Origin of the sequence: Pseudomonas sp. Xaverov 259 (genome assembly GCF_019352915.1) — a bacterium.
GTDB lineage: Bacteria > Pseudomonadota > Gammaproteobacteria > Pseudomonadales > Pseudomonadaceae > Aquipseudomonas.
Map to the genome: position 1 here is coordinate 294 of NZ_JAAAFV010000051.1, position 21,587 is coordinate 21,880.

Below are 21,587 nucleotides of genomic sequence, written 5' to 3' on the forward strand. Positions count from 1 at the left end.
GCACCCCGACCGCCCAGCCCCAAGACTGCCTCGACGTTATGCGATAGCGTCACCTCGGTATGCCTGATTGACCGAGTCGCCTGCATCGCAGGCAAGCCAGCTCCCACACAAGCCCAGCTCCGGGGTCAGATCTTGAACTGGCGCAACAACCCTTCAAGCTGTTCACTCAACCCGCGCAAATGCGCACTCGCCACACTCGACTGCTCCGCCGCCAGCGCCGTGCTATGGGACAAGCCCGCCGCCTGGGTGACGTTCTGGTTGATGTCCTCCACCACATGCGCCTGTTGCAAGGTCGCGCTGGCGATCGAGGCATTCAGCCCGTTGAGGTTGCGTAACGCCTGACCAATGGCGGTAAGGCTCGCACCCGCCTGGCCGGCTTGTTCAATGGTCAACTGCGAAGCACTGTGGCTGTCGCTGATCACTTTGACCGCCGCTTCCGAGTGCCCTTGCAGGCGCTCAATCATCACCTGGATTTCGGCGGTGGACTTCTGCGTGCGCTGGGCCAGCAGCCGCACTTCATCGGCGACCACGGCAAACCCACGACCCTGTTCACCGGCACGCGCCGCTTCGATGGCGGCGTTGAGGGCGAGCAAGTTGGTCTGGTCGGCAATCGAACGAATCACTTCCAGCACGCCACCAATCTGTGTGCTTTCGCTGGACAGGGTGCGGATCACCTCCACGGCCTGGCTGATGGTGCTGGAGAGTTGGTCGATCTGTTGCAGGCTGCCGTCGATATTCACCTGGCCTTGCTGCGCCTGGGCCTGGGCGTCGCGCATTTCGCTGGCGGCGTGCTCGGCATTTTTTGCCACGTCCTGCACGCCATAGGTGACTTGATTGATTGCCGTGGCCACCAGCTCCATCTGCTGAGACTGTTGCTGGCTACGGTCGTGGGCCTGGCTGGCATTGGTGCCCAGTTCCGTGGACGATTGGCCCAGCGCGTTGGCGCACACCTGCAATTGGCCGACCACCTGGCGCAGCTTGGCGGTAAAGCTATTGAAGTGCTGCGACAGTTGGGTGATCTCGTCGCGCCCGTGGGTGTCGAGGGTGCGGGTCAGGTCGCTTTCGCCGCTGGCAATATTGCCCATGGCATTTACCGCCGCCTGCAACGGCTGCACGATGCTGCGCGCGATCAGAATCACCAGCAGCCCCATCAGCAGTGCAATGCCCAGGCCGATCAGCGAGGCCTTCCACACTTGGCCGTTGAATTCGGCCTGCACATCATCCACGTAGACGCCGGAGCCGATAATCCAGCCCCACGGCTCGAACAGTTTGATATACGAGGTTTTCTCCACCGGCGCGTCGGCGCCCGGCTTGGGCCAGCGATAGTTGACGATGCCGGCGCCCTTGGCCTTGGCCAGGAGCACAAATTCATTGAACACCGCAAAACCGTCCGGGTCGCGAATCGCCGAGAGGTTCTGGCCGTCGAGCTTGGGGTTGGCCGCGTGCATGATCATCACGGGCGTGAGGTCGTTGATCCAGAAGTAATCATCGTGGTCGTAGCGCAGGCCACGCACTGCGCTGAGGGCCTGCTGTTGCGCGGCCTCGCGGGTGAGTACGCCGGTTTTTTCAAGGTTCTGGTAGTAAGCCAGCACGCCGCTGGCGGTCTGCACCACGTGCTGGGTCTGTTGGCGTTTGGCCTGGTAGAGGTCACCATGGATCTGCTTGAGCATCAGCAACCCGAGGGTCAGCAGCATCAACACGGCGACTATCAGGATCAGCCAAAGACGGCGGCTGATCGACATGCTGCGCAAACTGTTCATCGTCCTGTCACTCCGTGCTTTTTATAATTGTGTGCTGCATCGACAATTCCATCTTGTCTGATAGGCTTTCGGCCTGTAAGCGAAAAACCTGAGTACTCCCTGATTTTTCACGAAATTTTTGCGCACGCCTGTTGAAAATCAGCAGCGCATCACGATTGCTCGTGTGTCAGTGAACATTAAAAAGACAGACAAGGCATGCCACAGCGCATGACCTTTGGGGGATACATGGATTTTTGGACCGCCATACAGGCATTGATTCTTGGCGTGGTGGAGGGGCTGACCGAGTTCCTGCCGATCTCCAGCACCGGGCACCAGATTATCGTCGCCGACTTGATCGGTTTCGGCGGCGAACGCTTTGAAGCGTTCAACATCATTATTCAACTGGGCGCGATCCTCGCGGTGGTCTGGGAGTTTCGGCGCAAGATCCTCGACGTGGTGATGGGCTTGCCGACCCAGCGCAACGCCCAGCGCTTTACCGTCAACCTGATCATCGCAGTGCTGCCGGCAGTGGTGCTGGGGGTGATTTTTGCCGACCTGATCAAGCATTACCTGTTTAACCCGATCACGGTGGCCACCGCGCTGGTGGTGGGCGGCGTGATCATGCTGTGGGCCGAGCGTCGACAACATGCGGTGCACGCGCAAACAGTCGATGAAATCACCTGGAAGGACGCGCTCAAGGTCGGCGTGGCGCAGTGCCTGGCCATGATTCCGGGCACTTCGCGCTCCGGCGCGACCATTATCGGCGGCTTGCTGTTTGGCCTGTCGCGCAAGACCGCCACCGAGTTCTCGTTCTTCCTGGCCATGCCGACCATGGTCGGTGCGGCCGTGTATTCGGGCTACAAATACCGTCACCTGTTCCAGCCCGATGATTTGCCGGTGTTTGCCATCGGCTTTGTCACCTCGTTTATCTTTGCGATGATTGCGGTCAAGGCGTTGCTCAAGTTCATTGCCAGCCACAGCTATGCAGCGTTTGCCTGGTATCGGATTGCGTTCGGGTTGGTGATCCTGGCCACCTGGCAGTTTGGCTGGATCGACTGGACGGCGGTCAAGCCATGAGCATTCAGCACCCGCGTTTGAAAGCATTCATCTTTGTCGTGTTGTGCGCCGCGCCGCTGACTGGCGCGGCACTCTTGTGGTATCGCGGCGAGACGCTGATCCCGCTGGCGGCCTATGGCGTGGTCAGCGTGGTGGCGTTTTTCCTGTACTGGGGCGACAAGCGCAAGGCCCAAGCCGAAGGCCCGCGCGTGCGCGAAAATATCCTGCATGCCGTGGAGCTGGCCGGTGGTTGGCCGGGGGCGTTGATTGCCCAGCAGGTGTTTCGCCACAAGACGCGCAAGGTGTCGTATCAGGTGCTGTTCTGGGTGATTGTGTTGCTGCACCAAGTGTTCTGGCTGGACCAGTTGTTCCTCGGCGGCACGCTGCTGTCAGTCCTCTAGCAACAAGCCAATCTGTGTGCGCTTGGGCAATTTGCTTACCACCAACTGGTGCGAGCGCTGCAACAGGCCACGCAGTTCCTCGGCGCCCAGCGGGTAGGGCGTGTTCATGATCACCCACTGCGCCCGCGCCAGGTAGGGCGCCGGGTGGATGCCGGGGCGGTCTACGTGGCCGAGGAACAGTTCCTTGTCGACCTTGAACGCCAGCGAGTCACCGCGCAGGTTCTGCAGAGCGAACATCTTGTTGCCGGCAATCGAGAACACGCGCACGCCGCCCCATTTGTAGTCTTCACGTGCGCCGGGCAGGCTCAGGCAGAACGCCGCGACTTGTGCTTCGCTCATCTTCATAACAAACGGTCTCCGCAACCCTTGAAGGCTTCTTCCAGATAGTCGATCCAGGCTCGAATTGCCGGTAATACCCCACGGCGGTGCGGGTAGACCGCCTGCAGCCAGCCGCCCGGCGAGGACCATTGCGGCAGCAACTGCACCAATTGGCCGCTGGCCAGCTCCTCTTCGCAATACATCATCGGCAGCAGGGTAAAGCCCAGGCCCTGCAAGGCGCAGGCTTTGCGCACGATAAAGTCGTCGATGCCCAGGCGCGCTTCCATGGAGACGTTTTCGGTATTGCCCTGCGGGTCGATCAACCGCAAGTGCACCAGGCGATCGGCCTCAAGCGCGGCGAGTACCGGCAATTGCTTGAGATCGTCGGGGGTGTTGATGTGCCGGCCTTGCAGGAATTGCGGGCTGGCCACCAGGACTGTCTGGGCCTGACGCAGGCGCTTGGTCACCAGCAACGGGTCTTCATCGCCCAGCTCGCGCACACGCAGGGCCACGTCGATGCCTTCAGCCACCAGGTCGACACGTCGGTTGACCAGCGTCATCTCCAGCTGCACCAGTGGGTGAGCGGCGAGAAAGCCGGCAACTATGCCGGGCAACATGTGCTGGGCCATGCCCACCGGGCAACTCACGCGCAGGCGCCCGCGCGGTTCGCTGGACATGCTGGCCACGGCCTCGTCGGCCATTTCCGCTTCCAGCAGCATCGCCTGGCAATGGCGCAGGTAACGCTCGCCGACGGCGGTGAGGGTCAATTGGCGCGTAGTGCGCTGCAACAGGCGGGCGCCAAGGCGCTCTTCCAGCTCGGCAATGCGCCGCGACAGCCGTGACTTGGGAATCCCCAGCAGCCGGCCGGCTGCCGCAAAGCCGCCGGCTTCGACGACTTTGGCGAAATAGTAGAGGTCGTTGAGGTCTTGCATGGTCAACCTATTGTCCTGTCAGTGGGACGAACTATCCGCGTGTGGCGTGCGCAAATCCAGCCTAAAAAAAGCCAGCACCTTGCAGGCACTGGCTTTTGGGTGGTGAGAGGGCTTAAAACTGCGCCCCCGCCATCAACACATACTTCACATGCACGTACTCCTCGATCCCGTAATAGCTGCCTTCACGCCCGTAGCCGGACTGCTTGATGCCACCAAACGGAACCGATGCGGTGCCTACTGAACCCGAGTTGAGGATGACCATGCCAGCTTCCAGCTGACGTGACAGGCGCAACGACCGGCCCAATGCGCTGGTGTAGGCGTACGCCACCAGGCCGAACTCGGTCTGGTTGGCGCGGGCGATGACTTCTTCTTCATCCTTGAACGAGTAGAGCGCGAACACAGGGCCGAAGATCTCTTCGGTGGCCAGTGGTGAATCGTCCTGCAAGCCGGTCAATAGGGTCGGTTCATAGAACAGCCCACCCTTGGCGTGGGGCTTGCCGCCCATCAGCACGCCGGCGCCGGCAGCCTTGGCGTTCTCGACCAGACGCACGACTTTGTCAAAACCCAGTTGGTTGACCAGCGGCCCGACCACAAAGCCTTCGCGCAGGCCCTGGTCCACTTCGATGTTGGCGACGGCAGCCTTCACGCGCTCGATAAACGCTTCGAGAATGCTGTGCTGCACAAAGATCCGGTTCGGCGAGATGCACACCTGGCCCGAGTTGCGCAGTTTGGCGCCGACCAGTCCTTTTACCGCCTCATCGAGGTTGGCGTCCTCAAATACAATAAATGGCGCATTGCCGCCCAACTCCAGAGTCATCTTCTTGATGGTTGCCGCGCACTGCGCCGCGAGCAATTTGCCCACGCCGGTGGAGCCGGTAAACGAGATCTTGCGGATGCGTGGGTCGCCGGTGAGGATCAGGCCGATTTCCTTGGGGTCACCGACCACCACTTCGAGCACGCCGGCTTCGATCCCGGCCCTGCGTGCGTAGTCCAGCAGCTTGAGGGCGGTGAGCGGCGTGTCTTCGGCGGGTTTGATCACCATGGTGCAGCCGGCGGCCAGGGCCGTGGCGACTTTGCGGGTGATCATCATGAACGGGAAGTTCCACGGCGTGATGGCTGCAACCGGGCCTATGGCTTCTTTGGTCACCATGACATTGGCATTGCGGTCGTGGGTGGGGATGGTGTCGCCATAAACGCGTTTGGCCTCTTCGGCGTACCACTCGATAAAGCCCAGGCCGTAGTCGATTTCACCTCGGGCTTCACTCAGGCATTTGCCGTTTTCGCGGCACAGCAGTTCGGCGAAGGCTTCCTTGTCGGCCTTCACGGCGTCGTGCCAGCGGCGCAGGATGTCGCTGCGTTCCTTGGCAAGTTTGCCGGACCATTCAGCAAAGGCGGCGCAAGTGCGGTCGATGGCGGCTTTGACCTCGGTTGAGGTGTGCTTGGCAACGCGGCCGATTTCTTCACCTGTGGCGGGGTTGTAGACGATAAGCATGGCGGAACTCCGAAGGCTGAAAGTGCTGTTTCAGGCTACGTAAATGGGGCGTGCGGGCGAATATCCATTCCAATGTGCTGATTGCCTATTCCTATGAATGCATAGCCACGGCGGTTTTTGCGCAGTACCGTGCTGTTTTCGTCAGGAGCCACGCACCATGGGCCGTACCCAAAGAATCATCGAGCTGATGAGCCGCTTGGCGCCTGTCGAAGGCTATAACCTGAGCGTTTTGGATGACGTGCGCTTCCTGCGTTCGAATCAGCCCTTGCACCGCGTTCCGGTGCTCTATGACCCAGGCATCGTGATTGTCTGCCAGGGGCGCAAGCGCGGTTATCTGGGCGAAGAGGTTTACCTGTATGACGCCCAGCATTACCTGGTGGTGTCGGTGCCGGTGCCGTTCACCATGGAGACCGAGGCCAGCGCAGCGGAACCGATGCTGGCGGTGTACCTGCGGCTGGATTTCACTCTGGCCGCCGAACTGATGCTGGCATTGAATGACTTTCCGGGGTTGGTCGAGGCCAAACCCCGGGGCATGTATTCATCGCCAATGGATGAGCAACTCAGCGAATCACTGCTGCGTTTTCTTGAGGCCATGAGCACACCAATGGATGCGCAGATCCTCGGCCCGACGCTGATGCGCGAGATCTACTACCGGATCATCACGGGCGAGCAGGGCGGTTCCATGCGTGCCGCGCTTAATCGCCAGGGCCAGTTCGGCAAGGTGGCACGGGCGGTTCGCAAGATCCATGAATGCTATCACCAGCATTTGGACGTGGAGGAACTCGCCAAGGAGGCAAAGATGAGCGTGCCGAGTTTTCATGCGCACTTTCGCACGGTCACCGACACCTCGCCGATGCAATACCTCAAGTCCACGCGCCTGCACCAGGCGCGCTTGTTGATGCTGCGCAACGACATCAGCGCCGCCACGGCGAGCGTTCAGGTGGGCTATGAAAGCACTTCGCAGTTCAGCCGAGAGTTCAAGCGCTTGTTCGGGCGCACGCCCCAACAAGAGATTCAGTGGATGAAGCGCACTTACGCGCTGCCGGCGCCCGCGTCGGCGTCTATTTATGTGTCGTCGCATTGACTGTGTTGCGCTGATTGTCCTGCTGGCAGGACGAACAATCACATTTGTACCGTCTAATCGATCATTGGGTTCATGTGTAGGATTAACCTCATTCGATCGCCCAGCCGCGATCCTCACTTGGAGAACCCGCATGAAACTGTTGCATATCGATTCCAGCATCCTCGGCGATAACTCGGCTTCGCGTCAGCTCAGCGCTGGTGTGGTCAAGGCCTGGCAAGCGGCTGAGCCGGGTGTGGAAGTGACTTATCGTGACTTGGCTGCCGAAGGTATCAGCCACTTTTCCGGCCTGACCTTGGGCGCCTTGGGCACCGCTGCCGAATTGCGTGACGCCGTACAAAAACACGAGGCTGACCTCAGCGCTACGTCCCTGGCTGAATTCATCGCCGCTGACGCTGTAGTCATCGGTGCGCCGATGTACAACTTTTCGGTGCCGTCCCAGCTCAAGGCATGGATCGACCGTATTGCCGTGGCCGGCCAAACCTTCCGTTACACCGAAGCCGGCCCTGAAGGTCTGTGCGGCGGCAAGAAGCTGATCATTGTTTCCACCGCTGGCGGTCTGCACGCGGGCCAGGCAAGCAATGTGGGGCACGAGGATTACTTGAAACTGGTGTTTGGCTTCCTTGGCATCACTGATATCGAATTTGTCCGCGCCCAAGGCCTGGCCTACGGTGAAGAAGTTCGCAGCAAGGCCTTGAGCGACGCCAATGCAGTGATCAACGCACAATTGTTCGCCGCCGCGTAAGGCTTGTGTAAATTTCGCCTCTGTTCGGTTCCAATCTGAACCGGGGCGCCTAAACTCTGTATTCTGATCGCCTGAACGCGACCGGAGTACGGAGTTTTTTCGTTTACCCGCTGTCATTACTTTGGCCCAGGTTATGCACGCATGGGTTTATCACCCGGAGCGAGTGCCTTGGCCCATGGACTTTTCAAACCGACATGCCGCGGGTGTTGAACGTGGTCGCGCAGCAAAGGTGGACATCCCCATGATGCGTCTTTGTGCTGTTTTGGTTCTTTCCCTGTTCGGCGGCCTGATTTCAGTGCACGCCGCCCCGGCGCCGCACCCGCATTGGAGTGTGGGCTTTCATCGCATGAGTTTTCTCGACCCGCTGGATCAGCAGCCGATGAATGCCATCGCGTTCTACCCGTCCACCGACGATGAACATTCCACGCAGTTGGGCCCTTACCACGTGGCCGCCACCCAGGATTCCAAAGTAGCCATCGGGCGTTTCCCAATGCTGATGCTGTCCCACGGCAACACCGGTACACCGCTGGCGCTGCACGACCTGGCCACTTCGCTGGCGCGCAAGGGTTTTGTGGTGGTGGCGGTCTTGCATCCCGGCGACAACTATAAGGATCACAGCCGCCTCGGCACGGTGAGCAACCTGTACGGGCGGCCGATCCAGATTTCCGCAGCCATTACCGCCACCCTGAGCGACACGATGCTGTCGCCGTTCGTCAATATCGACCAGGTGGGGGTTATCGGTTATTCCGCTGGCGGTGAAACCGCGCTGATCCTGGCCGGTGCCAAGCCGGATTTCGACCGCCTGCGCCGTTATTGCCAGGAACGCCCTGAAGACCGCGACGCCTGTACCACCAAAGGCGAACTGGTGGTCGACCGTGAAGACCTGCAGCCGCAAGCCGACCCGCGTATTCACGCCTTGATGCTGATGGCGCCGCTGAGCCTGATGTTCGGCCGCCACACCCTGGCCGATGTGCATGTGCCGGTGCTGCTCTACAGCGGCGACGGCGATAAGCTGGTGGCCGTGGACAAGAACGCCGCCGCCCTGGCGCGCAAACTGCCGCAGCCGCCGGATTTCAAACTATTGGCTGGGGCCGGGCACTTTGTGTTCATGGCGCCATGTGACAGCGACCAACTGCTGGCCATGCCGGCGATTTGCACGGATGCCGATGGTGTCGACCGCGAAGGCATCCACCGTGACCTGATTTCAGAGGCGGGGCGCTTTTTTGTGCACACCCTGGGTCAGTCGACTCGCGCCGGTTTGCAGACCGCTGATCAGTAAGCGCGGCGCTTGAGCAACACGGTCAGGCACAGGGCCGTGACCGATAGCAGCGCGGCGCAGAAGAAAATCCAGCCATAGCCGAGGTTCAGCGCCACGGCGCCCATCAATGGCCCGGCAATCGCCAGGGCCAGATCAAAAAACACCGCATACGCACTTAGCCCCGCGCCACGGCTGCTGTTGGGCACTTGCTTGATGGCTTCCACGCCGAGCGCCGGGTACACCAGCGACAAGCCGAAGCCGGTGAGCCCGGCGCCGATCAGCGCCACACCGGTGGACGGCGCCAGCCACAACAGGCTCAGGCCGAGGGTTTCGATGGTCATGCAGGCAATCGCCGCGCTGAACCCGCCGAAGCGGCTGATGGCCGAGATAAACACCAGGCGCGACAAGATAAAACACACGCCAAATACCGTCAGGCAGTACGCCGCACCGGCCCAGCCACGGTTGAGGTAATACAAGGTGATAAAGGTGGTCAGCGTGCCGTAGCCGATAGACGCCAGGCACAGGCTGGCGCCAAACGGCGCGATGCGCCCGAACACCGCCCAGAAGGGCAGCCGCTCGCCACGCACCACCGGCACCGAGGGTTTATTGCGGATCAACACCAGGCCCAAGGCGGCCAGCACCGACAACGCAATACCCAGGCTGGTGTAGCCGTAATCGGCCACCATCACCACGCCCAGCGGCGCGCCAATCGCGATGGCGCCGTAGGACGCGATACCGTTCCAGGAGATCGAGCGCGCCGTGTGTTCGGCACCCACCGCGCCCATGCACCAACTGATGGTGCCAACGCCGATCAGGCCTTGGGCCACGCCGAGCAATAGGCGGCCGACGATCAAAATGCCCAGGCTCAGGGCGGGCATGCTTTCAACCAGTGTCGCGAAAAACGTCAGCACGCCGCTGACCAGAATGCCCGCCAAACCCAGCACAATCGCGCGTTTAGTGCCGACGTTATCCGACATGCGCCCGGCCATCGGGCGGCTGAGCAGGGTGGCCAGGTACTGCGAGCCGATGGTGACCCCGGCGACTACGGCGCTGAAGCCCAATTGTTCATGCACATAGCCTGGGATTACAGCGATTGGCAGGCCGATGCAGATAAAGGCGATGAAAGTGTAGAAAACAATGGAGACGATCTGCAGGGTGATCGACAGGGAGCTGGGGGCGGCGGCAGGCATGGTCACTCGTTCGCGGGCGGGCGGTGAGGGCATGATGGCAAGGGCGGGGAGGAAAAGGAAGCTGGCTAACTGGTTTGCTGAATGGGCCGCTTGAGGCGAGGGCTTCGTTGTGGCGAGCAGGCTTGCCCTGCGTTGGGCTGCGCAGCAGCCCCAATAAAAAACACCGCGTTCTGCCAGGCAAAACGCGGTGTTTGGTTTTAGGGCCGCTTCGCAGCCCAGCGCAGGGCAAGCCTGCTCGCCACAACAAGCCAGCTAGCCACAGTAAGCCGGTTTGCCACAGCGGGTGCTTAGAACACCACGCCTTGGCTGCGCAGGTAGTCGTCATAAGTGCCGCTGAAGTCGATCACGCCGGTGGCGCTCAACTCGATGATGCGCGTGGCCAGGGACGATACGAACTCACGGTCGTGGCTGACGAAGATCAGCGTGCCCGGGTAGTTTTCCAGCGCCAGGTTCAGCGCTTCGATGGATTCCATGTCCAAGTGGTTGGTCGGTTCGTCCATGATCAGCACGTTCGGCTTTTGCAGGATCAGCTTGCCGAACAGCATGCGGCCTTGCTCACCACCGGAAATCACCTTGACCGACTTCTGGATCTCGTCGTTGGAGAACAGCATGCGGCCCAGGGTGCCACGGATCATTTGCTCGCCTTGGGTCCACTGGCCCATCCAGTCGAACAGGGTCACGTCGTCTTCGAAGTCATGGGCGTGGTCCTGGGCGTAGTAGCCCAGCTCTGCGGCGTCGGTCCACTTGATGCTGCCGGCGTCCGGGGTCAGTTCGTTGACCAGGGTGCGCAGCAGGGTGGTCTTGCCGATACCGTTAGGGCCGATGATCGCCACGCGCTCGCCGGCTTCAACCTGGAAGCTGAAGTCTTTGAACAGTGGCTTGCCGTCGAAGCCCTTGGCCATTTTTTCGACCATCACAGCCTGGCGGTGCAGTTTCTTGTTCTGCTCAAAACGGATGAACGGGCTCACACGGCTCGACGGCTTGACCTCGGCCAGCTGGATCTTGTCGATCGCCTTGGCACGGGAGGTGGCTTGCTTGGCTTTCGAGGCGTTGGCCGAGAAGCGGCTGACGAAGGATTGCAGTTCGGAGATCTGCGCTTTCTTCTTGGCGTTGTCCGACAGCAGTTGCTCGCGGGACTGGGTCGCCACGGTCATGTATTCGTCGTAGTTGCCCGGGAACAGGCGCAGCTCGCCGTAGTCCAGGTCAGCCATGTGGGTGCACACGCTGTTCAGGAAGTGACGGTCGTGAGAGATGATGATCATCAGGCTGGAGCGCTGGGTCAGGATGTTTTCCAGCCAGCGGATGGTGTTGATGTCCAGGTGGTTGGTCGGTTCGTCGAGCAACAGCACTTCAGGGTCGGAGAACAGTGCCTGGGCCAGCAATACGCGCAGTTTCCAGCCTGGTGAAACTTCGCTCATCGGGCCGAAATGCTGCTCCAGCGGAATACCCAGGCCCAGCAGCAGTTCACCGGCGCGGGATTCGGCGGTGTAGCCGTCCATTTCGGCGAATTCGGTTTCCAGCTCGGCAACAGCCATGCCGTCTTCTTCGCTCATTTCCGGCAGCGAGTAGATACGGTCACGCTCAGCCTTGACCCGCCACAGCTCTTCGTGGCCCATGATCACGGTGTCGAGTACGGTGAATTCTTCGTAGGCGAACTGGTCCTGGCGCAGTTTACCCAGGCGCACGTTCGGCTCCAGCATGACCTGGCCGCCGGACGGTTCGAGGTCGCCGCCGAGGATTTTCATGAAGGTCGACTTGCCGCAACCGTTGGCACCGATCAAACCATAACGGTTGCCGGCGCCGAATTTGACCGAGACGTTCTCGAAGAGCGGCTTGGCGCCGAACTGCATGGTGATGTTAGCTGTGGAGATCAATTACTTTACCTATCAATGAGTTGCGAGCGTGGCGGCAGGAGCCTTCAGGCATGCGTCAACAGCGACATCAAGGCGCGAAACCCGGTCGCTGAGCAGAATATTTTGGCTGTGTGTTGGAATTTGGCGCGCATTGTCGCATATGTCAGGCGACAGTTGTATGGCAGGCGAACGATGGTTTCTCCAAGGTCTCCGGCATCGCCAGCCATAATAGCGCCAAGGCCACGGCGGCCACGCCTGCCAGGGTCAGGAATGCTGCGTTGTAGCCGGCCTGTTGCACCACGAAACCGGCCAGGCTGCTACTTAGCGCCGCACCCAGGCCAAACACCGTCGACAGCGCGCCCAGGCTCACATTAAAACGCCCGGTGCCTTGGGTCAGGTCTTTGACGATCACCGGGAACAGCGCGCCGAAGATCCCCGCGCCGATGCCGTCGAGCATCTGTACCGCCACCAGCCAGTACGGATCACTGGACAAGGTATAGAGCACGCCGCGCAGCGGCAGGATCAGGAAACCTGCGAGCAACAAGGGTTTGCGACCCCACACATCGGCCTTGAGCCCCACCAGCCAGGCCATCGGCACCATCACCAACTGCGCGGCGACGATGCACGCCGAGGTCAGCGGCGTGGCCATTTGCAGGTTGATCTGCGCAAGCTTCTGGCTGACCAGCGGTAGCATCGCCGCATTGGCCAGGTGGAAGAGGGCGCAGCAGATGGCGAATATCAGCAGCGGCCGGTTGGCCAGCAGTACCTTTAAGCCGGACGGTTGTTCGTGATCGCTGTGGTGGGCCGGGTCAAAGCCCCTGGCGACTTCATGGTCAATCGCCTTGGCCGACACACAGCTGACGGCGACGATACTGGCCAGCGCCATAAAGGCCATCAGGTAAAACACCACCACCGGGCCATACAGGTACGCCAGGCCACCGGCCAGCAACGCGGCCACGGCATTGCCGGCGTGGTTGAAGGTTTCGTTGCGCCCGGTGCGGCGGGTGAAGGCGCGCGGCCCGGTAATCCCCAGGGAAATGGCGGATATGGCCGGCGCAAACACCGAGGCGGCCACGGCGCTGGCGGCCTGGGTCAAGGCCACCCAGTTGAAGGCACTGACAAACGGCAGCAACAGGCAACTGACGGTGACCAGGATGGCAGCCACCGCGATCACCGCGCGCTTGCTGCGTGTGCGGTCGATCAGCGCGCCGGCGGGGCCTTGGGTGGCCAGTGCGGCGATGCCCGCCAGGGTCATGACCACGCCGATACTGGCCGGGTCCCATTTATGCACGGCCAGCAGGTAAATCGCCAGGTAAGGCCCGAGGCCGTCGCGCACATCCGCCAGGAAAAAGTTGAGGCTGTCCAGGGACAAGGTATTACGCAGGTCAGCGTGATTGGCCACGGCATTGTCTTCGCGAAGGGTGTTCAGGGGCTGGACACTCATTGGGCTAGTGACCCGTGGGCCTGAACAGAAGTTCGCTGACGCTGGGGGTTTAATCTGGCGCGCATATGGCTTATTTTTCGTAGCTCGCTGAAATGACTCTCTGGAGACGCAATGGACATGCCCTCAGCCCAACAGGCTGTCGCCCGCAATAAGGCCGCCTGGGACGCCTCTGCCGCGCTGCACAAAGACACCGCGACCTGGAAAGCGCTGCTGCAATCAGTCGCTGAGCCGGGCTTTTCGTGCCTCGACCCCACTATCACAGACCTGTTGCAAAGCGTCGGCGTTGCCGGCAAGACGGTGGTGCAAATCGGCTGTAACAACGGGCGTGAAAGCCTGTCGCTGTATGGCCTGGGGGCGCGAGAGGTGGTGGGCGTCGATCAATCGGCAGCCTTTCTGGCGCAAGCTCGGGAGGTGGCTGATGTTTCCCCGCATAACCCGCAGTTTATCGAAGCCGATATCCATCACCTGCCTGAGCGTTTGCTTGGCCGGTTCGATATTGCCTTGGTGACGATTGGCGTACTCGGCTGGATGCCGGATGTAGCGCTGTTCATGCAGCACGTGGCCAGTACCCTCACGCCCGGCGGCACCCTGGTGATCTACGAGACTCACCCTTTCCTGGAAGTCTTCGACCCACAGGCCGCCAACCCGCTGTTGCCCGCCAGCTCGTATTTTCAACGCGATCCGTTCGTGCTGCAGACGTCGATCGTGTACGAAGGGCTGACGGAGGTTCCCGGGCCGACATCCTACTGGTACGTGCATACCCTGGGCAGCGTGGTCAGCGCGGCGATTGCGGCGCACCTGCAGATCGAGCATCTGCGCGAGTATCCGCACTCCAACCGTGAGGAACTGTATGACCAGTACGAGCACCAGCCGGCTCAATTGCCGTTGTGTTTCACCCTGACGGCCATCAAACGCGCTGTTTGAGCGGGTTTTCGCGCACAAAAAAAGGCCCGCGAGAGAAGAGGCGGGCCAAGTGATTCACTGGAGTAGGTGGCCTTACGCTAAAGTCCGGAACGTGAAGGCTGTGTGAAAACCATGTTGGCGTTTCGGATGGCCTGCGGTTTTCAGGCGCGGCGCACAAAAGTGCGCATGGTTTGCCCTGGCCCGGTGCTGAAGACTGTCGGGCGGGGCATGTCTTCATCCGCTGCGATGAACACAAAACTATCGCCTTCGAGGCGATAGCTGGCGGGTAACGCTTTGCCGGCGTCATCGCCCATGGAATCTACCCAGGTAATACTTTTGGGCGTTGTGGTGCTATCAAGGGAAAACCGGCCAGCCAGCAATACGTCGCCAGTGACGGTTCGTACGTCGAACTGATCACCGTTAATCGTGGTAATGGCGCCGGGCGCGCTGTGTGCGTCGGCAGGGTTGAGTACGCCGCTGTCTTCCAGGGAGACCTGCTCCCAGGCGCCCTGCAGCGCAGTGAAGTCCGGGTCTGGTAGAGGGGTCATGCAAGTTCCTTTTGCTGAAGGTTAATCGGCGCGATTATAACTCAAAGGGGATTGGAACCTGTTTGGATGGCGAGTTTTTGTGGCTTGCCAGCGCAACCGCCTGCGCTGTAAGTAGCACCACTGCGGGCTTGCGTCCAGGCAGGCCCATGTGAGTCCTACGCGCTGCGTAGACAGCTTTTCACAATTCTTAGTTAACCTTTGTTTACAAACTGTGGCTAAATAACGGCCAATGGCGTGGTTCCGGAAGTGACTCGTCCGGCCAGCCGCCACTATGTAATCGTGATTTCAGGTGCTGCTTATAAATCCTCGGCCGTTGTGTGCACGCAGGAGCAGCCTGTTCTCTTCTAACTTGTGACGAATCCCTTGAAACTCATCATTGTTGTTCTCTACGTTGCCTCCATTGCGTATGTTCACCTGCGTGGCAGAGTGCGACACAAGCTGGGCCGCCAGCTTAGCGATCACTCGACGTTCCTGGCGCCGATCAACTGCTTCCTCTACGTGTTCTCCAAGCAGCCGAGCCGCCCGTTTCTGTCGCCCAGCGACTTTCCGGACCTGAGCCCGCTGCAGGAACACTGGGAGGAAATCCGCCAGGAAGGCCAGAACCTGATGCGCGCGGGCGAGATCAAGCGCTCGGACCAATACAACGACGTAGGTTTCAACTCGTTCTTCAAGTCGGGCTGGAAGCGCTTTTACCTCAAGTGGTACGGCGACAGTCACCCGTCGGCGATGAAGCTGTGCCCACGCACCACTGAGCTGGTGCAGGGCATTGGTTCGATCAAGGCGGCGATGTTTGCCGAGTTGCCACCGGGCTCCAAGCTGGTGCGCCACCGTGATCCTTATGCAGGCTCCTATCGTTACCACTTGGGGCTGGATACACCGAACGATCCGGGTTGCTATATCAATGTGGATGGCGAAAGTTACTACTGGCGTGACGGTGAGCCGGTGATGTTTGACGAGACTTACATCCACTACGCTGAAAACACGACGCAGCAGAACCGCATCATTTTGTTCTGTGACATTGAGCGCCCGATGAAGTACCGCTGGGCGGCGGCGTTTAATCGTTGGTTCAGTCGTAATGTGATGGCGGCTGCGGGTTCGCCTAATGATGATGGTGACAAGACGGGCGGGTTAAACCGTGCGTTTACACGGCTGTATAAGATCCGTTTGCGTGGCAAAGAGCTTAAAAAGCGCAACCGTGCGCGTTACTACCTGGAGAAGTGGGCGATTTTTGCTGGGTTGGCGTTGATTTTTATCCTGATCTGACCTGCGGTTGCGGTCTCCCTGATATATGGAGATCCAAGTGTGGCGGGCTTGCTCGCGAATGCGTTGAGTCATTCAGTGCATCTATAACTGACACTCCCCATTCGCGAGCAAGCCCGCTCCCACATTTAATCGCTCTGCGGTGGTTGCGCCCCCAGTTTGTCCCACATCTTCTTGCTGATCTTCTGCCGGTTGGCATAACCGGCCCACGGGTCGTCCTTGAGCGCGTCCAAACGCTCATGCAGATTAGCCACCGTCCACTGCTGCGCACCGCGTACCCCCTTCAATTCCGCGCGACTCACCGGCACCGAGACCGGCAGGCCCGGGCGTGCCCGTACTGAATAGGCGGCCACCGTGCTCGCGCCCCGGGCATTACGCAGGTAGTCGATAAAGATCTTGCCAATACGGTTTTTCGGGCCGCTGGTGGCGGTAAAGCGTTCAGGCAGTTGCAGCGCCATAAACTGCGCGATGGCTTTGGCAAAAGCCTTTACCGTCTCCCAGCCATCCCGGCGCGCCAGCGGTATAACCAAGTGCAGGCCTTTGCCCCCGCTGGTCTTGACGAACGCCTCAAGGCCCAATTCATCCAGCACCGACAAGGTTAACTGCGCGGCCTCCAGCATGCTTTTCCAGGGCAGTGCGGGGTCCGGGTCGAGGTCGAGCACAAACAGGTCCGGGGTTTCGATTTTGTCGGCAGTCGCGCCCCAGGTGTGCAGCTCGATCGTGCCCATCTGTACGGCGCCGAGCAGGGCTTTGGCGCTGTCGATTTCCATCAGCCGTGCATGGCCGGGATCGAGGCTTTGATCCAACTGCTTGATATGTGGAATGGCCAGGCGCTCGGCATGTTTTTGGAAGAACTGTTCGCCTTCGATGCCTTCCGGTGCGCGTAGAAGCGACACGGGCCGATGGCGCAGAAACGGCAGTATCCAATCACTGATGCTGGCGTAGAAGTCTGCCAACTGCTGCTTTTGCGTGCCGCTTTGTGGGTCAATCACGCGATCTGGGTGGGTGATGTTCACGCCGCTACCGGTTTTTTTCGCCGCAGGTGCCTGCTTGAGGGATTTGGCCGCGCGCGGTTGCTCATGGATGATCTGCGCCACAGGCTTGTCGCTACGCAACCCTACGAATGAGGCTTGGCGTACCACGCCTTCGCGGGTCCATTCGGCGAAATTGACTTCGCCAACCAGCTCTGGCTTCACCCAGTGCACGCCGCGTGCCTGGCTGTTGGTCAGCAGGCTTTGCAGCGGTGAAGTCTTGCGCGCCAAGGGTGTGAGCTGGGCATAGATGGCTTTGAGCGCGTGCTGATCAAACCCGGTGCCGACACGCCCGGCATACACCAAGCCGTTGGCGTCATTGACCGCCAGCAGCAAGGCGCCGAAGCCGGTGCGCGAGCCTTGTGGGCGGGTGTAGCCGACAATCACGAACTCCTGACGCAATCGGCATTTGAGTTTGATCCAGTCGGCGCTGCGGCTGGATACATAGGGGCTGCCGATGCGTTTGCCGATCACACCTTCGAGCGCCAGGTCGCAGGCGCTTTCGAAGATGTCGCGCTGGTTGGCGGCGAAGGCTTCGGAAAATCGCAGCAATTTGCTGCGGCTGCCCGACAGGGCGGATTTAAGCGCAGCACGGCGTTGTTCCACGGGTTCTTCACGCAGATCTTTTCCGTGTAAAAAAGGTGCATCGAACAGGTAGTAAACGATGTCCAGGCTACGGCCGATATCGAAGGCATTTTGCAACGCCTGGAAGTCCGGCAAACCGTCGGCGTTGAGGCTGACCATTTCGCCATCCAGCCAGCTGTCTTTGAGCTTAAGAGCTTGCAGGGCCTTGACCTGGCGCGGCAATCGGTCGGTCCAGTCGTGGCCATTACGGGTGAACAGCCGCACGTCGCCGTCGCGAATTCGGGCCAGCATGCGGTAGCCGTCGAATTTGATCTCGTATTGCCAGTCGCCGGCCGGGGCGCGGTCGACCAGGGTGGCCAGTTGAGGGGCGAATTGGTCGGGCAGGGCGGTCTTGGCTTTCTGGCGCTTGGCTCGCGGTTCAGGCGCTGGCGCTGGCTTGCCCACCGTGGCGTCGCTGAGCACGCTTTTGGGCTGGGCCTTTACGATGTCGTAGTCTTCGGCCGGGCGGGCTTGCTGATCTTTTTCCTTGATCAGCAGCCACTGTTCCTTGTCGCCGCTGCCCTTGAGGCGGGTGCGTACCAGCGCCCAATCGCCGGAGAGTTTTTCACCGACCAGGGTGAATTTGAGTTTGCCGGCTGCATACGCCTTATGCGGATCGTCGTGTGGCTGCCAGACCCCACGATCCCACACGATCACATCACCGGCGCCGTACTGGCCAGCGGCGATATTGCCTTCGAAGTTGCCATAACTCAGTGGGTGGTCTTCAACGTGGACCGCCAGGCGTTTCTGGCTGGGGTCCAGGCTCGGGCCTTTGGGCACGGCCCAGCTTTTGAGCACGCCATCGAGTTCCAGGCGAAAGTCATAGTGCAGGTTGCGCGCGTCGTGTTTTTGAATCACGAAAGACAGCGCCGAGGCCTTGGATTTGCCGGTGGGCGCATCGCCTGCGGGCTCTGCGGTGATCTCGAAGTTGCGTTTGCGCGTGTATTCGCTCAGGGGCTTGGCCATGACGTTCTCCAACTGATGGCGGGCTCAAGAGGCCTTTTCGCTGGTTTTTTTCGCAGCCGGTTTTTTGGCTGCTGGCTTTTTCGCGGCGGGCTTGCCGGCCAGGCTGCGTTTGAGCAATTCGGTCAGGTCGATCACATCAGCCGATTTGCGTTCTTCGCTGCCGGCCTGGCTTTCAACGTCTTCAATCTTGCCGGCCTTGGCCTTCTTCGCCACCAGCGCCATGATTTTTTCCTGGAAGCTGTCGCGGTAGTCGTCCGGCTGCCAGTCGGCGCTCATGTCTTCGACCAGGCGCTTGGCCATGTCCAATTCGCCCTTGGCCAGGCTCGGCTTGGTCACGTCACTGCCCAGTTCCAGCTCGTCGAGGCTGCGCACTTCGGCGGGCCAGCGCAGCATCACCAATACCAGCGCTGATTCCAGCGGCATCAATGCCGCCAGGTGCTGCTTGGTGTGCAGCACCACATTGGCCAGAGCGACTTTTGCGGTTTTCTTCAGGGTTTCACGCAGCAGCGCGTAGACCTTGCCGCCGCGTTTGTCCGGGGCCAGGAAGTAGGGCGTGTCGATGTTTTGCAGCGGGATCTGGTCGGCGGCGACAAAGGCAATGATTTCGATGGTCTGGGTCGACTTGGGGTGGGCCGAGCGAATCTCGTCTTCGCTGAGCACCACGTAGCGGCCTTTCTCAAAGGCCACGCCCTTGACGATATTGTCCTTGGTGACTTCCTTGCCCGTGGTTTTGTTGATGCGCTTGTAGCCCACCGGGTCCATGCTGCGTTTGTCCAGCCAGTCAAAATCAACGCCCTGGGAGGACGTGGCCGAGACCAGCGAGACCGGGATATGGACCAAGCCGAAGCTGATGGCGCCTTTCCAGATTGCCCTTGGCATGGTTGCGGTTCCTTGAGAAGAGTTGGTGTTCTGGTGACTCGCAGGCGGGCGCAAAAGTTTCGGCTGGCAGATGCGTGGACAGATCGTGTTACATCTGATGAGAAACTATTTAATGTCGAAAGCCGAACCCAAGGCGTAGCGTGTTATCGAAAGTACGTACTACTCGCCGCAAAGAGGCTTTGTCATGAACAGCTGTGTGCGTTACCTCGCCGTAGTCGCGCTGGGCCTGGCCCTCGCGCCATTGGCCCAGGCGCAAAACTTGCCCGGCAGCTACAACACCAATAACAGCCCAATCCATCGGGCTAACCCCAACAGCATGCAGGGCACCCAGCCCAATGCGCCGGCCACCACCCACGGGGTTCAACCCGCGCCGACCGGCCCTGCACCCACCGTGGAAAACGGCGGTATCGGCAATCGTTACCCAACGCGTAACGCGCCCCCGAGCCGTCCTGCCACTGAACCCAAAGCGCCCACTTACGATGCCAACGGCAATCGCCGGTAAGGACTCTTTCTTATGTTTCTACGCAAAACCCTGATAGCCGCTATTTGCGCAACCCTGCTACCCGTGACGGCCGTCATGGCGGCGGATGCCCAGCAGTTCCCCAGTGAGCAAGGCAGCATCACCGCCACTCCAATAGCCAAGGGCCTCGACCACCCCTGGGCCGTGGCGTTTCTGCCGGACAAACAGGGCTTTTTGGTGACCGAGCGCCCCGGCCACCTGCGCTTTGTCAGCCCGGACGGCAAGCTGTCTGCACCGCTGACCGGCGTGCCGCAGGTGTGGGCCAAAGGGCAGGGCGGTTTGCTCGATGTGGTGCTGTCGCCCGACTTCAAGCAGGACCGCCTGGTCTACCTGTCGTATGCCGAAGGCGGTGGCGAAGGTGGCAAGGCCGGCACTGCTGTGGGGCGTGGGCGTTTGGCCGATGACTTGAGCGGTCTCAAAGACTTCAAGGTGATATTGCGCCAGGAGCCCAAGCTGTCGACCGGTAATCACTTCGGCTCGCGGCTGGCGTTCGACCGCGATGGCTATCTGTTTGTGACCCTGGGCGAGAACAATGACCGCCCGACGGCCCAGGACCTGGACAAGTTGCAAGGCAAGGTTGTGCGCATTTACCCGGATGGTCGTGTGCCGGATGACAACCCCTTTGTCGGCCAGCAGGGCGTGCGCCCGGAGATCTGGTCCTACGGCCAGCGCAACCCGCAGGGGCTGGCGTTGAACCCTTGGAGCGGCACGATCTGGGAAAACGAACATGGCCCGCGCGGCGGTGATGAAATCAACATCATCGAGCGCGGCAAGAACTACGGTTGGCCGCTGGCAACCCACGGCATCAATTATTCGCTGACGCCCATTCCCGAAGCCCAGGGCAAGGCTGTGGAGGGCACTGTGCAACCCCATCACGTCTGGGAAAAGTCACCCGGCATCAGTGGCATGGCGTTCTATGATGCTGACCGTTTCAAAGCTTGGGATCACAACTTGTTTATCGGCGCGTTGGCCAGCCAGGAGTTGATTCGCCTGCAGTTTGATGGCGATAAGGTGATCCACGAGGAGCGCCTGCTGGGCGGGTTGAAGGCGCGGATTCGCGATGTGCGCCAAGGGCCGGACGGCTTCCTGTATGTGCTGACCGACGAGGACAAGGGCGTGCTGTATCGCGTCGGCTTGAATCAAGACTGACAGAGGTCGATGAGCCAATGTGGGCGCTGGTTTGAAGGCCGCCAATTTCTCCTGTGGCGAGCAGGCTTGTCCTGCGTTGGGCTGCGAAGCAGCCCCTAACCCAGACGCTGAGTTCTTTCAGGAAAAGTGTAGTGCCTTTACTGGGGCCGCTCCGCAGCCCAACGCAGGACAAGCCTGCTCGCCACAACAGCCCACTTG

At 60.4% G+C, this 21,587-nt stretch carries 19 protein-coding genes; 9 read left to right on the top strand and 10 right to left on the bottom strand.

The genetic code is table 11. From position 1 onward, the window contains the following. Positions 1 to 125: 125 nt before the first annotated feature. Positions 126 to 1,760, bottom strand: coding sequence for a methyl-accepting chemotaxis protein (locus tag K0H48_RS21590; RefSeq protein ID WP_219269076.1), 1,635 nt, complete (start codon positions 1,758 to 1,760; stop codon positions 126 to 128). A gap of 225 nt (positions 1,761 to 1,985) precedes the next feature. Here K0H48_RS21590 and K0H48_RS21595 point away from each other — a divergent pair, with 225 nt between their 5' ends. Together K0H48_RS21595 and K0H48_RS21600 are read left to right on the top strand one after the other, a co-directional pair. Then, positions 1,986 to 2,816, top strand: coding sequence for an undecaprenyl-diphosphate phosphatase (locus K0H48_RS21595; RefSeq protein ID WP_219269077.1), 831 nt, complete (start codon positions 1,986 to 1,988; stop codon positions 2,814 to 2,816). Next, the gene (locus K0H48_RS21600; RefSeq protein WP_219269078.1) at positions 2,813 to 3,196 is read left to right on the top strand and encodes a DUF1294 domain-containing protein; all 384 of its coding nucleotides are present in this window, start codon (positions 2,813 to 2,815) and stop codon (positions 3,194 to 3,196) included. Before K0H48_RS21595 ends, K0H48_RS21600 begins: the two co-directional genes overlap by 4 nt. Here K0H48_RS21600 and K0H48_RS21605 read toward each other — a convergent pair. From K0H48_RS21605 to K0H48_RS21615, 3 genes are all read right to left on the bottom strand, one after another. Further along, complete coding sequence (locus K0H48_RS21605; protein ID WP_219269079.1) at positions 3,185 to 3,541, bottom strand: MmcQ/YjbR family DNA-binding protein; 357 nt, start codon at positions 3,539 to 3,541, stop codon at positions 3,185 to 3,187. The genes K0H48_RS21600 and K0H48_RS21605 overlap by 12 nt on opposite strands. Continuing rightward, entirely contained in the window at positions 3,538 to 4,446 is a 909-nt protein-coding gene (locus K0H48_RS21610; protein WP_219269284.1) for a LysR substrate-binding domain-containing protein, read from the bottom strand. Before K0H48_RS21610 ends, K0H48_RS21605 begins: the two co-directional genes overlap by 4 nt. 112 nt (positions 4,447 to 4,558) lie before the next feature. Then, positions 4,559 to 5,938, bottom strand: coding sequence for an NAD-dependent succinate-semialdehyde dehydrogenase (locus K0H48_RS21615; protein WP_219269080.1), 1,380 nt, complete (start codon positions 5,936 to 5,938; stop codon positions 4,559 to 4,561). 157 nt (positions 5,939 to 6,095) lie between these two features. Between K0H48_RS21615 and K0H48_RS21620 the strand changes: the two genes are divergently transcribed. The 3 genes from K0H48_RS21620 (at position 6,096) to K0H48_RS21630 (ending at position 9,043) form a co-directional block, all read left to right on the top strand. Further along, positions 6,096 to 7,022 carry an AraC family transcriptional regulator gene (locus tag K0H48_RS21620; protein ID WP_219269081.1) on the top strand — a complete coding sequence of 309 codons (927 nt, stop codon included), beginning with the start codon at positions 6,096 to 6,098 and terminating at the stop codon, positions 7,020 to 7,022. Positions 7,023 to 7,152: 130 nt separating this feature from the next. After that, entirely contained in the window at positions 7,153 to 7,764 is a 612-nt protein-coding gene (locus K0H48_RS21625) for an FMN-dependent NADH-azoreductase (RefSeq protein WP_219269082.1), read from the top strand. A gap of 241 nt (positions 7,765 to 8,005) precedes the next feature. Then, positions 8,006 to 9,043 (top strand): dienelactone hydrolase, encoded by a 1,038-nt coding sequence (locus K0H48_RS21630; RefSeq protein ID WP_219269083.1) that lies wholly within the window; start codon positions 8,006 to 8,008, stop codon positions 9,041 to 9,043. Here the strand turns inward: K0H48_RS21630 and K0H48_RS21635 are convergent. The 3 genes from K0H48_RS21635 to K0H48_RS21645 form a co-directional block, all read right to left on the bottom strand. Next, a complete protein-coding gene (locus K0H48_RS21635; protein WP_219269084.1) occupies positions 9,037 to 10,212 on the bottom strand; it encodes an MFS transporter in 1,176 nt (391 codons plus the stop codon). The genes K0H48_RS21630 and K0H48_RS21635 overlap by 7 nt on opposite strands. Before the next feature lie 287 nt (positions 10,213 to 10,499). Continuing rightward, complete coding sequence (locus K0H48_RS21640; RefSeq protein ID WP_074854431.1) at positions 10,500 to 12,086, bottom strand: ABC-F family ATPase; 1,587 nt, start codon at positions 12,084 to 12,086, stop codon at positions 10,500 to 10,502. 142 nt (positions 12,087 to 12,228) lie between these two features. Then, complete coding sequence (locus tag K0H48_RS21645) at positions 12,229 to 13,467, bottom strand: MFS transporter (protein ID WP_219269285.1); 1,239 nt, start codon at positions 13,465 to 13,467, stop codon at positions 12,229 to 12,231. A gap of 153 nt (positions 13,468 to 13,620) precedes the next feature. Between K0H48_RS21645 and K0H48_RS21650 the strand changes: the two genes are divergently transcribed. Beyond that, positions 13,621 to 14,433, top strand: a complete 813-nt coding sequence (locus K0H48_RS21650; protein ID WP_219269085.1) for a bifunctional 2-polyprenyl-6-hydroxyphenol methylase/3-demethylubiquinol 3-O-methyltransferase UbiG — start codon at positions 13,621 to 13,623, stop codon at positions 14,431 to 14,433. Between the two features lie 140 nt (positions 14,434 to 14,573). Here the strand turns inward: K0H48_RS21650 and K0H48_RS21655 are convergent, their stop codons facing one another. Beyond that, a complete protein-coding gene (locus K0H48_RS21655) occupies positions 14,574 to 14,960 on the bottom strand; it encodes a TIGR03067 domain-containing protein (protein WP_219269086.1) in 387 nt (128 codons plus the stop codon). Positions 14,961 to 15,323: 363 nt separating this feature from the next. On the opposite strand from K0H48_RS21655, the gene lpxO reads away from it, so the two are divergent. Further along, positions 15,324 to 16,223, top strand: coding sequence for a lipid A hydroxylase LpxO (gene lpxO / locus K0H48_RS21660; protein ID WP_219269087.1), 900 nt, complete (start codon positions 15,324 to 15,326; stop codon positions 16,221 to 16,223). A gap of 125 nt (positions 16,224 to 16,348) precedes the next feature. Here lpxO and ligD read toward each other — a convergent pair whose 3' ends face one another. Beyond that, a complete protein-coding gene (ligD, locus tag K0H48_RS21665; RefSeq protein WP_219269088.1) occupies positions 16,349 to 18,841 on the bottom strand; it encodes a DNA ligase D in 2,493 nt (830 codons plus the stop codon). Positions 18,842 to 18,865: 24 nt separating this feature from the next. Beyond that, positions 18,866 to 19,720: a Ku protein gene (locus K0H48_RS21670; protein WP_219269089.1), complete on the bottom strand. Its 855-nt coding sequence runs from the start codon at positions 19,718 to 19,720 to the stop codon at positions 18,866 to 18,868. 184 nt (positions 19,721 to 19,904) lie between these two features. Between K0H48_RS21670 and K0H48_RS21675 the strand changes: the two genes are divergently transcribed. Next, positions 19,905 to 20,222 carry a hypothetical protein gene (locus K0H48_RS21675; RefSeq protein ID WP_219269091.1) on the top strand — a complete coding sequence of 106 codons (318 nt, stop codon included), beginning with the start codon at positions 19,905 to 19,907 and terminating at the stop codon, positions 20,220 to 20,222. Positions 20,223 to 20,234: 12 nt separating this feature from the next. Next, positions 20,235 to 21,389 (top strand): PQQ-dependent sugar dehydrogenase, encoded by a 1,155-nt coding sequence (locus tag K0H48_RS21680; protein WP_219269092.1) that lies wholly within the window; start codon positions 20,235 to 20,237, stop codon positions 21,387 to 21,389. Positions 21,390 to 21,587 lie beyond the last annotated feature (198 nt).

What these genes read in the sequence shown, in the direction of transcription:
- K0H48_RS21590 (WP_219269076.1), bottom strand. Translation starts at nt 1,760, where the DNA reads ATGAACAGTTTGCGCAGCATGTCGATCAGCCGCCGTCTTTGGCTGATC.
- K0H48_RS21595 (WP_219269077.1), top strand. Translation starts at nt 1,986, where the DNA reads ATGGATTTTTGGACCGCCATACAGGCATTGATTCTTGGCGTGGTGGAG.
- K0H48_RS21600 (WP_219269078.1), top strand. Translation starts at nt 2,813, where the DNA reads ATGAGCATTCAGCACCCGCGTTTGAAAGCATTCATCTTTGTCGTGTTG.
- K0H48_RS21605 (WP_219269079.1), bottom strand. Translation starts at nt 3,541, where the DNA reads ATGAAGATGAGCGAAGCACAAGTCGCGGCGTTCTGCCTGAGCCTGCCC.
- K0H48_RS21610 (WP_219269284.1), bottom strand. Translation starts at nt 4,446, where the DNA reads ATGCAAGACCTCAACGACCTCTACTATTTCGCCAAAGTCGTCGAAGCC.
- K0H48_RS21615 (WP_219269080.1), bottom strand. Translation starts at nt 5,938, where the DNA reads ATGCTTATCGTCTACAACCCCGCCACAGGTGAAGAAATCGGCCGCGTT.
- K0H48_RS21620 (WP_219269081.1), top strand. Translation starts at nt 6,096, where the DNA reads ATGGGCCGTACCCAAAGAATCATCGAGCTGATGAGCCGCTTGGCGCCT.
- K0H48_RS21625 (WP_219269082.1), top strand. Translation starts at nt 7,153, where the DNA reads ATGAAACTGTTGCATATCGATTCCAGCATCCTCGGCGATAACTCGGCT.
- K0H48_RS21630 (WP_219269083.1), top strand. Translation starts at nt 8,006, where the DNA reads ATGATGCGTCTTTGTGCTGTTTTGGTTCTTTCCCTGTTCGGCGGCCTG.
- K0H48_RS21635 (WP_219269084.1), bottom strand. Translation starts at nt 10,212, where the DNA reads ATGCCTGCCGCCGCCCCCAGCTCCCTGTCGATCACCCTGCAGATCGTC.
- K0H48_RS21650 (WP_219269085.1), top strand. Translation starts at nt 13,621, where the DNA reads ATGGACATGCCCTCAGCCCAACAGGCTGTCGCCCGCAATAAGGCCGCC.
- K0H48_RS21655 (WP_219269086.1), bottom strand. Translation starts at nt 14,960, where the DNA reads ATGACCCCTCTACCAGACCCGGACTTCACTGCGCTGCAGGGCGCCTGG.
- ligD (WP_219269088.1), bottom strand. Translation starts at nt 18,841, where the DNA reads ATGGCCAAGCCCCTGAGCGAATACACGCGCAAACGCAACTTCGAGATC.
- K0H48_RS21670 (WP_219269089.1), bottom strand. Translation starts at nt 19,720, where the DNA reads ATGCCAAGGGCAATCTGGAAAGGCGCCATCAGCTTCGGCTTGGTCCAT.
- K0H48_RS21675 (WP_219269091.1), top strand. Translation starts at nt 19,905, where the DNA reads ATGAACAGCTGTGTGCGTTACCTCGCCGTAGTCGCGCTGGGCCTGGCC.
- K0H48_RS21680 (WP_219269092.1), top strand. Translation starts at nt 20,235, where the DNA reads ATGTTTCTACGCAAAACCCTGATAGCCGCTATTTGCGCAACCCTGCTA.